The sequence below is a fragment of the Mycobacterium sp. genome, assembly GCF_036490025.1.
In the GTDB taxonomy this organism is placed as follows: domain Bacteria; phylum Actinomycetota; class Actinomycetes; order Mycobacteriales; family Mycobacteriaceae; genus Mycobacterium.
Genome location: NZ_DASXEP010000003.1, coordinates 17361 through 29380, shown reverse-complemented (window position 1 = coordinate 29380; position 12020 = coordinate 17361). Strand labels below are relative to the sequence as shown.

The window sequence follows — 12020 nt, the reverse complement described above, 5'->3', positions numbered from 1 at the left end:
CCACGGCGCACTGATCCGCGCCCAGGCCGCCAACCTGGAAGCCGAACACCAGGCCATCGTGCGCGATGTACTGGCCGCCGGTGACTTCTGGGGCGGCTCAGGTTCGGTGGCCTGCCAGGAGTTCATCACCCAGTTGGGCCGCAACTTCCAGGTCATCTACCAACAAGCCAACGCTCATGGCCAAAAGGTGCAAACCGCCGGCAACAACATGAACAGCACCGACTCCGCCGTCGGCTCCAGCTGGGCCTGACCCTTTCACCGTCGGCAACGTCAACGGCGTTGGCGTTCATCACCGTTCGTGGCAGCGGCCGGCTTCGCTGACCTGCCCGCCTCGCGGGTGCCGGCCCCGAACGCGCGCCAGTCGCTTCGTCACCACTTGCCACACCAGTAACCCGAGATGGGTGTCACCCTTTTTCGAAATCGTGGTCGTATGCGATATCAGCCCGCAGTGATATCACCGGCGGTGCGAAATCGAAAAAAAGAGTCCCTGTTCCCAGAGGCGCGTGTGGCGGGTGAGACTCGCCAGGGTCGATACCGCTTCGCGCGATACCGGCGGTACCGGCTAGCCTTGACCGCAACCCGAGTAGCAAGGAGCTTCCAATGGAAGGGTTCGCCGGAAAGGTAGCCGCGGTGACCGGCGCCGGTTCGGGTATCGGCCAGGCGCTGGCACTGGCGCTGGGCCGCTCGGGCGCCTCGCTGGCGATCAGCGACGTCGACGCCGAAGGCCTCGCGCAGACCGAAGAGCAGCTCAAAGCCATCGGCGCGCCGGTGCGATCCGACCGGCTCGACGTCACTGAGCGCGAGGCCTTCCAGATCTACGCCGACCACATCAACGAGCACTACGGCAAGGTGAACCAGATCTACAACAATGCCGGTATCGCGTTCACCGGCGACATCGAGGTCACTCAGTTCAAGGAGATCGAACGGGTGATGGACGTCGACTTCTGGGGTGTTGTCAACGGCACCAAGGCTTTTCTGCCGCATCTGATCGCCTCCGGCAACGGTCACGTCGTCAACGTCTCCAGCCTGTTCGGGCTGATGTCCATGCCGGGCCAGGCCGCCTACAACTCGGCGAAGTTCGCCGTGCGCGGCTTCACCGAAGCGCTGAATCAGGAGATGGTGCTGAACCGCCACCCGGTGAAAGTGACGTCGGTGCACCCCGGCGGCATCAAGACCGCGATCGCTCGCAACGGCCTGACCGCCGAGGGGGTCAGCGCCGAGGCGCAGTCCTCGTTCTTCGACAAGCGACTGGCCAGCACCAGTCCGCGGCGTGCGGCCGAGATCATCTTGGACGGCGTGCGCAAGAACAAGCCGCGGGTGTTGGTCGGCCAGGACGCCGTGGTGCTGGATCTGATCGTGCGGATCACCGGCGCCGGCTATCAGCGGCTGTTCTCCCCCGTCGTCGGACGGATCAAGCCGCCGTCGCGCTAGCGGCGTCTTCTGCGCTGCTCCTCCTCAGACCGTTCCGGTCTGCATCGTCGTCAGCGGCCGAGCGGGTGTTCGTTCAGCCAGGCGTCGGCCACCGCCTGCGGGTCAGCACCGGCGCTCACCTGCCGGCGCATGTCGACCAGCGCGGCGGTGTCGAGCACGCCGGCCACCTCGTTGACCGCCAGCAGTTGCCGATCCGTCAGCGCGTTGCGCCGATACAGCGGCACCACATTTTCGGCCTGCACCAACGCCGGTTTGCCGTCGGTCAACACCACCAGGTCGGCGGGAACATTCGGGTCGGCGGTGGTGGTCCACGCCGCGGTCAGCTCGCCGGACCTGACTGCTGCGAAAAGCCTTGCATCGTCGGTATATTCGCGACTGGCAGGTAGCCGACAGCTTCCGACGGACGAAGGCGTCGAGGAACCGGCGACCGATCCGACCAGCAGCCCGTCGCAGTGGCTCGGCAGCGCGCTGAGATCGCCGCCGCCCCAACTCGTGGACGTCGGCCCGGTAACCGCCAGCGCGGGTTTGTCCTCGGCCGCGGTGGTGTAGTCACCGGCGGCGATTCCCTCCGGAAGCGCCCCCACCATCGTTTTGTAGACCTGCGCGTCGGACCGCGCGGTGGCCCCCGGCTGGAAGGTCTGCAACACCCGGCCGGTGAAACTGGGAACGACGACAAATGCGCCGGAGTCCAACTGGCTCAGCGGATCTGGAGCCTGCTCGGTACGCGTCGAAAAACCGTAGGAGCGCAGCGCGCCGGTATAGACGTCAGCCAGCAGCGTCTGCTCGATACCGGAGCGCGACCCGACCACCAGCTCGGCGCGGTGCCCGGTGCTCGCGGCGTGGCCACAACCGGTGGCTGCCAGCGCAGCGGTCAGCGCCAGTGCGATCAACTTGCCGGCAGTCACTCCGCGATATCTGCGGCGTCGGCGACTGCAGCTGCAACCGCCGGCGCCACCCGCGGGTCCAGCGGGCTCGGGACGATCTGATCCGGCGCCAAGTTGTCGGCGACGACGGACAGGATCGCTTCGGCTGCAGCCACTTTCATCTTCTCGGTGATCCGGCGGGCGCCGGCGTCCAGCGCACCGCGGAAAACTCCGGGGAAAGCCAGCACGTTGTTGATCTGGTTCGGGAAATCGCTTCGGCCGGTGGCGACCACCGCGGCGTGCTTGGCCGCTGCGGCCGGGTGCACCTCCGGATCGGGGTTCGACAGCGCGAACACGATGCTCTTGGGCGCCATCATCGCGATCAACTCCTCGGGAACCACCCCGCCCGACACACCGATGAAGACGTCGGCACCCTCCAGTGCCTCGACCATGCCGCCGGTACGTTCCAGCGGGTTGGTGCGGTCGGCGAGTTCGGCCTTGACGATGTTCATGTCGGGCCGGTCGCGGTGCAGAATGCCTTGCGAGTCGAGCACGGTGATATCCGAAACACCTTTGGCCTGAAGCAAATTGGCGCATGCAACACCCGCTGCCCCGGCGCCGGAGATGACGACGCGCAACTCGGTCATGTCGCGGTCGAGGGCGGTTGTGGCGCCCATCAGCGCGGACAGTACGACGATCGCGGTGCCGTGCTGGTCGTCGTGCATGACCGGGCAGTCCAGCGCCTCGATGAGCCGCCGCTCGATCTCGAAGCAGCGCGGCGCCGAGATGTCCTCGAGGTTGACTGCCCCGAACGTCGGGCGCAGCCGCACCAGTGTCTCGACGATCTCGTCGGGATCCTTGGTGTCCAGCACGATCGGGATGGCATCCAGCCCGGCGAACTCTTTGAACAGCGCGCACTTGCCTTCCATCACCGGCAACGACGCCGCCGGTCCGATGTCGCCCAGGCCGAGGACCGCGCTGCCGTCGCTGACGACGGCCACCAGCCGGCCCGCCCAGGTGTAGCGGGCGGCCAGGGTGTGGTCGCCGGCGATCGCCCGGCTGACCTGTGCCACTCCCGGGGTGTAGGCGATCGACAGCGAGCGCTGGCTGTCCAGCGCGGCCGTCAGACCGACGGAAAGCTTGCCGCCCGAGTGCGCCTCGAAGATCTCCGCGTCGGTGATGGCGCCCTCGTCGGTGCCGGTCTGTATCGATTCAACCAACTCAGACACGCAGCCCAGCGTAACGACTACCCATTAGTAGCCCTAATCGCCAAGACTCGGCGCGGGCTCAGATCAGGCCCAGGTCGGAGACCGCGCTGCGCTCGTCGGCGAGCTCGGCGGTCGACTTGTCGATCCGGCCGCGGGAGAAGTCGTTGATGTCCAGACCCTGCACGATGCTCCAGTCGCCGCCCTTGGTGGTCACCGGGAACGACGAGATCAGCCCTTCGGGAACCCCGTAGGAGCCGTCGGAGACCACCGCCATCGACACCCAGTCGCCCTTGGGGCTACCCAGCAGCCAGTCGCGGGCGGCGTCGACGGTCGCCGACGCCGCCGAGGCGGCTGACGAGCTGCCGCGGGCATCGATGATCGCTGCGCCGCGCTTGGCGACGGTCGGGATGAAGTCGTCGGCGATCCACTTCTCGTCGTTGACGACCTCAGCGGCGTTCTTGCCGTTGACCTCGGCGTGGAAGATATCGGGGTACTGGGTGGCTGAGTGGTTGCCCCAGATGGTGACCTTCTTGATGTCGGTCACCTTGGCGCCGGTCTTCTTGGCCAGCTGCGAGATGGCCCGGTTGTGGTCCAGCCGGGTCAGCGCCGAGAACCGCTCCTTGGGAATGTCGGGCGCGTTGTTCAGCGCGATCAGCGCGTTGGTGTTGGCCGGGTTGCCGGTGACGCCGATGCGGACGTCGTCGGCGGCAACGGAGTTGAGCGCCTTGCCCTGGGCGGTGAAGATCGCGCCGTTGGCCTCCAGCAGGTCGCCGCGCTCCATGCCCGGGCCACGCGGGCGGGCGCCGACGAGCAGGGCCAGGTTCACGCCGTCGAAGATCTTGTTCGGGTCGGCGCCGATCTGCACGCCGGACAGCAGCGGGAACGCGCCGTCGTCGAGCTCCATCACCACACCCTCGAGCGCCTTGAGGGCGGGCTCGATCTCGAGCAGCCGCAGCTCGATCGGGCGATCGGGGCCCAGCAACGAACCGCTGGCCAGGCGAAACAGCAGGCTGTAGCCGATCTGGCCGGCGGCGCCGGTGACGGCAACCTTCAGAGGTGATGTGCTCACGTCAGTTCGCTCCTTGCGTGCAGATGCCCAATCGCGTCGCGTCGAAACTAGCGCACCCGTGTGCGCGATGAACCCCTGCCCCACCCGGGGCTCAGCGGCATCCGGTCACGGGCGATAGCCAGTTCAGGCGCGTAGCATGACCGGGGCTTCATCGGATCCGAGCTGCGATGGGAGGTGAAGGATGCCTTCGTTTCGCGACATACCGGAAACACTGCGTCCGCTGGCACGGCCTGAACGGGACGAGCCTCCTCATCCGCAGCCGGTTGACCCGCCCGCCGACCAGGCGGTGGTCGACTGCGGTATCTACCTGGACGGCGAGCGGCTGCCCGGAACTTTCAGCCACGAGCAGGCCCGGGCCAAAGTGGCCGACCTGCAGCTGGCCGGGCAGGAAGCCTTCGCCTGGATCGGCCTGCACGAACCCACCGAGCACCAGATGAAGGAGGTCGGCGACGTCTTCGGCCTGCACCCGCTGGCCGTCGAGGACGCGGTGTGCGCGCATCAACGGCCCAAGCTCGAGCGGTACGACGAATCGCTGTTCCTGGTGCTCAAGACCCTCAACTACGTGCCGCACGAGTCCATCGTGCTGGCCCGCGAGATCGTCGAGACCGGCGAGATCATGGTCTTCGTCAACCGTGACTTCGTGGTGACGGTCCGGCACGGCGAGCACGGTCGGCTGTCGGCCGTACGCAAGCGGATGGACGCCGATCCCGAGCACATGCGGCTGGGCCCGTTCGCGGTGATGCATGCCATCGCGGACGCCGTTGTCGACCACTACCTCGAGGTCACCGAGTCGATGGAGGGCGACATCGACGCCATCGAGGAAGAGGCCTTCGCGCCGGACCACCGCACCCAGATCGAGCCGATCTACCAGATCAAACGCGAGGTGGTCGAGCTGCGCCGGTCGGTCAACCCGCTGTCCGTGCCGTTCGCGCGGTTGCAGACCGAACACAAGGACCTGATCTCCAAAGAGGTCCGGCGCTATCTGCGCGACGTCGGTGACCACCACACCCACGCGGCCGACCAGATCGCCAGCTACGACGAGAATCTCAGCTCGCTGGTGCAGGCCGCGCTGGCCCGGGTGGAAATGCAGCAGAACAGCGACATGCGCAAGATTTCCGCGTGGGCCGGTCTGCTGGCGGTGCCCACGATGGTCGCCGGAATCTACGGGATGAACTTCGAGTACATGCCCGGGCTGAAGTGGCATTGGGGCTACCCGGCGACGCTCGCGATCCTGGCGGCCGTTACCGTGCTGCTGTACCGCAACTTCCGGCGCAGGGACTGGCTGTAGCAGATCAGTTGGGTTGCGCGGCAGGACGATTCGGGTCCATAACGTCCACCCCGTCGCTCTGCCACGCCTGGCGCATCGCCTCGGCGCCCTTCAGTCGGACCCAGGCGGCTTCGGTCGCGGTGATCGGTGTCGCCGCCAGAAAGCGCACCGGGTCACGCGGCGGATCCAGTACCAGGTCGGCAATGTCGCTGTGGCCCAACAACACCGCGGTGAACGGTGCGCGACCCGACGGTCGCTCCCACAGTGGCGTGCCGAGGTCGACCAGCGCGTCCGGCGTCAACACCACGCCCTCGACCGCCGGAGAGGCCGCCACGATGGCCAGGCTACGGGCCAGGCCGGTGACGGTTCCCGGCTCACGCAGTCGCAGCACAACTTCGGCCCGCGGGCCGCGCTGCGGGTCGGCGACCACCGCAGTCGGGTCGACCATCGGATGCCGCGCGCAGCCCAGCGATACGTAATGCACCACATCTTCTGCACCGTCGGCGCTTAGGCGATAGCGCAGCACCTCGACCGGCTCAGCGCCCAGGAACGTCACGCTGGCGACGTCCGGATCGGTGCCACCGAAATGAGCGTCCAGGTGCGTGCGTACCCGGTCCAACGGCTGGGTCACTGCGCCTCGGGCGGCGCCGCAGCCGTCAGGTTTGCGCCGCTTTCGGGATCGAACACGGCCAGTTGCGATGTGTCAAAGGCCAATTCGAGCTTCGCGCCCTTGGCGGCTTTCGACGCGGCGGGCACCCGGGCGACGAATTCGTGATCGGATGCCCCGGTTTCGGCTTCGAGTTCGGTGAGCTCGGATAGTTGATCGGAGTGCACGACGGCGCCCTCGGTGGTGAAGTAGACGTACTTGTCGGCGCCCAACGACTCGACCATGTCGACGCTCACCTCGAAGCTCAGCGAGCTGATCCGCTGATAGGCGTCGATCAGCGCCGCGTCCTGCAGGTGTTCCGGACGCACGCCGACGATGACGTCCTCGGGCGCCGGGTGCGCAGCGAGCACATCGAGGACGGGTGGAGTCAGCGTCACCTCACCGAACGGCAGCCGCAGTCCGGTCGCGGTCAGCCCGGCGGGAAAGAAATTCATCGTCGGCGAACCGATGAAGCCGGCCACGAACAAGTTCGCCGGCCGCTCGTAGAGCTCGTCGGGCGTTCCGATCTGCTGCACGACCCCGCCGCGCATCACCACCACCCGGTCGCCGAGCGTCATGGCCTCGGTTTGATCGTGGGTCACATAGACGGTGGTGGTGCCCAGCCGCCGCTGCAGCCGGGCGATCTCGCCGCGCATCTGCACGCGCAGCTTGGCGTCGAGATTGGACAGCGGCTCGTCCATCAGAAATGCCTTGGGGTGCCGCACGATCGCCCGCCCCATTGCGACCCGCTGACGCTGTCCGCCGGACAGTTGCGCGGGCTTGCGGTCCAGGACGTCGGTGAGGTCGAGAATTCGCGCGGTGTCCTCGACCTTCTGCTTGATCTCCGGCTTTTTCATCTTCGCCAGCGTGAGCGGGAATGCGATGTTCTGCCGCACCGTCATATGCGGGTAGAGCGCGTAGGACTGGAACACCATCGCGATGTCGCGGTCTTTGGGTGCCTTCTCGTTCACCCGCTCGCCCCCGATACGCAGTTCGCCGGACGAGATATCCTCAAGCCCGGCAATCATATTCAGCGTCGTCGATTTTCCACAGCCGGACGGCCCGACCAAGATGATGAACTCGCCCTCGGCGATGGTGAGGCTGAGCTCCTGCACGGCCAACGCGCCGTCGGGGTAACTCTTGGTCACCTGGTCCAACACAATCTCGGCCATCCAGCTACCCCTTCACCGCACCCGACGTCAATCCCGCGACAATCCGTCGTTGGAAGACTAGAACAAAAACGATGATCGGCACCGTGATCACCATGGCGCCTGCCGCGATCGATCCGGTCGGCTCCTCGAATTGCGAACTGCCGGTGAAGTTCGCGATCGCCACCGGCGCGGTGATCGCCGCATCGGTGGCGGTCAGCGACAGGGCGAGCAGCAGATCGTTCCACGCAAAAATGAACACCAGGATGGCCGTGGTCACGATGCCGGGTGCGGCCAGCGGGACGACCACCTTCCGGAATGCCTGCGCCGGCGTGGCGCCGTCGATCTTGGCGGCCTTCTCCAAATCCCACGGAATCTCCCGGAAGAACGCCGACAGCGTGTAGATCGCCAGCGGCAACGCGAACGTGATGTAGGGGATGATCAGCCCGGGCCAGGTATCGAACAGGCCGATCCTGCGCTCGATGTTGAACAACGGCGTGACCAACGAGATCGCCGGGAACATCGAAATCAGCAGCACCGTACCGATCAACAGTCGCTTGCCCGGAAACTCCAGGCGCGCTACCGCATACGCCGCCATCGCGCCGATCACCACCGCGATCGCCGTGGTGATCAGTCCGATTCCGACCGAGTTGATCAACGCGGAGCTGAAGAAGTCTCCGCCGAAGATCCCGCGGTAGTTGTCGAACGTCAATGACGACGGAACCAGCTTGCCGTCCTTGACCGTTGACGTCGGCTTGAGCGACAGGCTGAGAATCCACAACACCGGCAGCAGCGCGTACACCAGCACCAGGGCGTCGACGATCGCCCACCCCGCAGCGCGCCGGGCGCCCACCCGCTCAGTGCCCATCGCCGGCACCCGGCGCCGAAGCGCCGAAGACCTTGATGAAGATGAACGCGATCACGGTGACGCAACCGAAGATCAGCACCGAAATCGCCGATCCCAGGCCGACATTGAAGCCTTTGAACAGATTGTCGTAGCCGAGGACCGACACCGAGCCGGTGTTGCCGGTGCCACCGGTGAGCACGTAGATGTTGTCGAAGATCCGGAACGCGTCCAGCGTGCGGAACAACAGCGCCACCAGGATCGCCGGTTTGATCAGCGGCACGGTGATCTTCCACAGTCGCCGCCACGCGCCGGCGCCGTCGACCTGCGCGGCTTTGAGCAAGTCATCCGGCACCAGCGCCAACCCGGCCAGCAGCAGCAACGACATGAACGGCGTTGTCTTCCATACCTCGGCGATGACCACCACACCCAGCGACGAAAACTGGTGAGTCAGTGGTGCGCTGCCGGGTGGCAGCAGGTTGGCCAGGTAGCCGGTGCCCGGCGTCCAGGCGTAGTACCAGCTGTAGGAGGCGGCTACCGTCACGATGCCGTACGGGATGAGCACCGCGGTGCGCACCAGCCCCTTGCCGATCAGCGTTCGGTGCATCGCCAGCGCCAGCGCCAGGCCGAGCACGAACTCGATCGACACCGAAACAACCGTGATCGCCAACGTCACCGCCAGCGCCGCCCACCAATACCGGTCGGTCAGGATCGTGTGGTAGTTGCCGAGACCGATGAACCGGGTGTCGTTCGGGGTGGTCAGGTTATTGCGTTGCAGGCTCAGCCATACCGCGTAGCCGATCGGATACGCCGTGACGGCCAGCATCAGCAACGCGGCGGGCGCGACGAGGACGAACGCCAATCGCCGATCTGACGTGCGGTTCGCACTCACGGCAGCAAGCCCTTGCCGTCGACCGCTTTCTGCACCTGCACGGCGAGCTCGTCGGCGGTCTTCTCGGGATCGATCCGGTTGATCGGGGCCAGCGTGGCGGCGATCCGGGTCGACACCGCCTGGTAGGCCGGCGTCGCCAGTCGCGCCGCGGCGTTGCTGAGTTGGCGGCGAATGATGTCGTACATCGGGTACTTCGCCTGGAATTGCGGGTCGGCGTACAGCGAGGTCCGGGCGGCCGGCAAACCGCCTTCGAGCGAGACGTACTTTCCGTTGTCCGGGCTGCGCAGGCACCGGATCGCTTCGTAGGCCTCGGCTTTGCGCCGGCTGGTTGTGGATACCGCCAGGTTCAGCCCGCCGATCGTCACCTTGGCCGGCTGCCCCGGCCGCACACCGGGGTAGGGCGCGAAGCCGAAAACCTTTCTGCTGGCGTCGTAGGCCTCGCGGAACTGTTGCTCGGTCGGCGCGAACGACCCGACGTTGTTGATGCTGCCCGCCAGGTCGGGACGACGGTTGAGCGCCAGGAACGGCACCCCACCCTTCACCGCGTTTTCCAGCATGGATGCCAGCGCGTAAGGCCAGTTGACTTCCAGCGCAGCCTTTCCCTGCTCGAACGCCAGCCGCGCGGTGCCCGCATCGCTCCGGGTGACCGAGGGGTCGGCGCCCGGCGCGGTGGCCACCGACTTCATGATCTGCAGCGCGCTGACGGTGGCCGCCCGGTGTGCGGGCGTATCGGTCAGGGTGACCGTGCTGCCGTCGTCGGAAAGCACTTGTCCACCAGCACTTTCCAGCAGCGTGTTGAACCACACCATCACGCCCTCGTCCTGGTTGGCCTGCACCCCGATCCAGCTCGGTTTTCCGGCGACGTGCAACCGGGCGGCCTGGTCAACCACCGCAGCCCACGTTGCCGGTGGCTTGTCCATCAAATCTGGCCGGTACCAGAGCAATTGGGTGTTGGTGGTGACGGGTGCGGCATACAGCCGGTGCCGCCACGTCGCGGTGGCCAGCGGCCCGGGCAGCGTGTCGGCGGTGGCGTCGGCCTCCGCGCGACGCGCCGGGTCGTCCGACAGTGGCAGCACCCAGCCCGCTTCGGCGAACTCGGCCGTCCAGATCACGTCCATCGCGATCACGTCGACACCGCGGTCATCGGCGCTCAGCCTGCGGGCCAGCTGCACCCGCTGGTCATCGGTGGACCTCGGCAAGCTGAAATGGCGGACGGTGAACCGTCCGCCGAACTGGTCGGTGCATCGCCTGGCCAGCGCGGCGAAGGTCGCGGCGTCGCCGGCCGGAGTGTAGAGGCTGATCACCCGCCCGTCATCGCGGGCTCCGCAGGAAGACAGCGCCCAAGTGGCCGACAGCACCGCTAACGCGACCGCGCCCAACCGCGCGCGCCCGCGACGACTCGCCACCAGTCAGATCGCCAAGCGCGCAAGCAGATCCCGGGCCTGTTCGGCGTTCTTCGGATCGCAGAGCACGTCGTATCGGCCCGCCACCAATTGCAGCGTGGAACTGAAGTCGCGGGTACCGCGCGCCATCGAATAGGGAATGGCCGACGTGATCAGGCCGAAGAACACCCCGGCGACCAGACCGGTCGTCAACGCCTCCAACGGGTGCGGGCTGGAGAACAACAACGTCAGCACCAGGCCGATGAAAAGGCCCAGCCAAGCCCCGCTGATCACGCCGCCACCCAACACTTTCGGCCAGGTCAGCCGCCCAGTGACCCGTTCAACCTGCATCAGGTCCACCCCGACGATGGTGACCTGCTGGACCGGGAACTGTTGATCGGACAGATAGTCCACGGCTCGCTGCGCTTCGGCGTACGTCGGGTATGCACCGACCGGCCAGCCTTTCGGCGGCGTCGGCAGTCCGGGGGCACGCCGGCTCCCGGCCGGGGCGCCGGGTGCGGCACCGGGAACCTGTCCAGGCTGAAAAGGGCTGCTCATGGATTTCATTGTGCTCCGTCGCCCGCCGCCGAGTCTCTGCCGCCGCCGAACCGCGGCGCTCACCTGCGCAAACGGCTGCCCGACCAGCCGTCACGATAGGTTGAACACCATGACAGCTCAGGGCGGTGACCACGGTGAGGAGTACCGCGCTCATCCAAACCAACCCCGCCCCTGGGAGCGGTACCCGCATCCGCCGGTCGACCCGTACGCCCCGGTGAACTATCCGGAATACCCACCACAGCCGCAGCAGCAGCCGCCGCCGCCATACGGGCCGACCGGATATGGCGGGCCCCCGCCGCCGCCGTACACCGGCCCGATCGGCGCAGGCGGTTTTGGCGGGCCGCCGCCGATGTACCCCGGCCCGTATGACCCGTATCAGGGCTATCCCTCGCAGGACACCAACGGGCTGGCCGTCGCGTCGCTGGTGACCTCGATCGCCGGGGTCGTAATCGGCATTCCGCTGGCCATCTTCTGCTACGTGGGGTGGCTGATTCCCGTCGTCGGTGCGGTGCTGGGCGGCATCGCGCTCAACCAGATCAAGCAACGCGGCCAACAGGGCCGCGGCCTGGCCATCGCCGGGATCGCGATCGGCTCCGCCACCGCGGCGCTACTCGTGCTGGTGATGGTCATCGTCGCGGCCGCGGCGTTCCATTCGCCGATGTTCGTCCGCTGACCGCGCTATCCAGATTGACGTCGGCGCGACGAAGTGCGA

The 12020-nt window shown here is 66.8% G+C and carries 13 protein-coding genes; 4 read left to right on the top strand and 9 right to left on the bottom strand.

The window, feature by feature from the left end:
• Nucleotides 1-250, top strand: a 250-nt coding sequence (locus VGG53_RS00675; protein ID WP_331516019.1) for a WXG100 family type VII secretion target, incomplete at its 5' end; no start/stop codon positions are given.
• A gap of 350 nt (nt 251-600) precedes the next feature.
• Nucleotides 601-1431 carry an SDR family oxidoreductase gene (locus VGG53_RS00670; RefSeq protein ID WP_331516018.1) on the top strand — a complete coding sequence of 277 codons (831 nt, stop codon included), beginning with the start codon at nt 601-603 and terminating at the stop codon, nt 1429-1431.
• Nucleotides 1432-1481: 50 nt separating this feature from the next.
• Here the strand turns inward: VGG53_RS00670 and VGG53_RS00665 are convergent, their stop codons facing one another.
• The 3 genes from VGG53_RS00665 to VGG53_RS00655 are packed head-to-tail and all read right to left on the bottom strand — an operon-like array spanning nt 1482 to nt 4571.
• Entirely contained in the window at nt 1482-2336 is an 855-nt protein-coding gene (locus VGG53_RS00665; protein ID WP_331516017.1) for a glycine betaine ABC transporter substrate-binding protein, read from the bottom strand.
• Nucleotides 2333-3523, bottom strand: coding sequence for an NADP-dependent malic enzyme (locus VGG53_RS00660; protein ID WP_331516016.1), 1191 nt, complete (start codon nt 3521-3523; stop codon nt 2333-2335). The genes VGG53_RS00665 and VGG53_RS00660 overlap by 4 nt, the downstream gene beginning before the upstream one ends.
• A 58-nt stretch (nt 3524-3581) precedes the next feature.
• A complete protein-coding gene (locus tag VGG53_RS00655; protein WP_331516015.1) occupies nt 3582-4571 on the bottom strand; it encodes a malate dehydrogenase in 990 nt (329 codons plus the stop codon).
• 181 nt (nt 4572-4752) lie between these two features.
• Between VGG53_RS00655 and corA the strand changes: the two genes are divergently transcribed.
• A complete protein-coding gene (gene corA, locus VGG53_RS00650; RefSeq protein WP_331516013.1) occupies nt 4753-5859 on the top strand; it encodes a magnesium/cobalt transporter CorA in 1107 nt (368 codons plus the stop codon).
• Nucleotides 5860-5863: 4 nt separating this feature from the next.
• Here the strand turns inward: corA and VGG53_RS00645 are convergent, their stop codons facing one another.
• From VGG53_RS00645 to VGG53_RS00620, 6 genes are read right to left on the bottom strand one after another with little or no spacing between them, the layout of a single operon-like run.
• Nucleotides 5864-6469, bottom strand: coding sequence for a suppressor of fused domain protein (locus VGG53_RS00645; RefSeq protein WP_331516012.1), 606 nt, complete (start codon nt 6467-6469; stop codon nt 5864-5866).
• Nucleotides 6466-7656 carry a sn-glycerol-3-phosphate ABC transporter ATP-binding protein UgpC gene (locus VGG53_RS00640; RefSeq protein WP_331516011.1) on the bottom strand — a complete coding sequence of 397 codons (1191 nt, stop codon included), beginning with the start codon at nt 7654-7656 and terminating at the stop codon, nt 6466-6468. The genes VGG53_RS00645 and VGG53_RS00640 overlap by 4 nt, the downstream gene beginning before the upstream one ends.
• Nucleotides 7657-7660: 4 nt before the next feature.
• Nucleotides 7661-8485: a carbohydrate ABC transporter permease gene (locus VGG53_RS00635; RefSeq protein WP_331516024.1), complete on the bottom strand. Its 825-nt coding sequence runs from the start codon at nt 8483-8485 to the stop codon at nt 7661-7663.
• A 4-nt stretch (nt 8486-8489) separates the two neighbouring features.
• Nucleotides 8490-9368: a sugar ABC transporter permease gene (locus VGG53_RS00630; RefSeq protein WP_331516010.1), complete on the bottom strand. Its 879-nt coding sequence runs from the start codon at nt 9366-9368 to the stop codon at nt 8490-8492.
• The gene (locus VGG53_RS00625) at nt 9365-10777 is read right to left on the bottom strand and encodes an extracellular solute-binding protein (protein ID WP_414688844.1); all 1413 of its coding nucleotides are present in this window, start codon (nt 10775-10777) and stop codon (nt 9365-9367) included. Before VGG53_RS00625 ends, VGG53_RS00630 begins: the two co-directional genes overlap by 4 nt.
• The gene (locus tag VGG53_RS00620; RefSeq protein WP_331516007.1) at nt 10778-11308 is read right to left on the bottom strand and encodes a general stress protein; all 531 of its coding nucleotides are present in this window, start codon (nt 11306-11308) and stop codon (nt 10778-10780) included. It abuts the gene before it with no gap.
• Nucleotides 11309-11417: 109 nt separating this feature from the next.
• Between VGG53_RS00620 and VGG53_RS00615 the strand changes: the two genes are divergently transcribed.
• On the top strand, nt 11418-11981 hold the full coding sequence (locus VGG53_RS00615) for a DUF4190 domain-containing protein (RefSeq protein WP_331516006.1): 564 nt from the start codon (nt 11418-11420) through the stop codon (nt 11979-11981).
• Nucleotides 11982-12020 lie beyond the last annotated feature (39 nt).

Bases quoted from the DNA above. Each gene is read 5' to 3' on its own strand.
- VGG53_RS00670 (WP_331516018.1), top strand. From the start codon at position 601: ATGGAAGGGTTCGCCGGAAAGGTAGCCGCGGTGACCGGCGCCGGTTCG.
- corA (WP_331516013.1), top strand. From the start codon at position 4,753: ATGCCTTCGTTTCGCGACATACCGGAAACACTGCGTCCGCTGGCACGG.
- VGG53_RS00640 (WP_331516011.1), bottom strand. From the start codon at position 7,656: ATGGCCGAGATTGTGTTGGACCAGGTGACCAAGAGTTACCCCGACGGC.
- VGG53_RS00620 (WP_331516007.1), bottom strand. From the start codon at position 11,308: ATGAGCAGCCCTTTTCAGCCTGGACAGGTTCCCGGTGCCGCACCCGGC.
- VGG53_RS00615 (WP_331516006.1), top strand. From the start codon at position 11,418: ATGACAGCTCAGGGCGGTGACCACGGTGAGGAGTACCGCGCTCATCCA.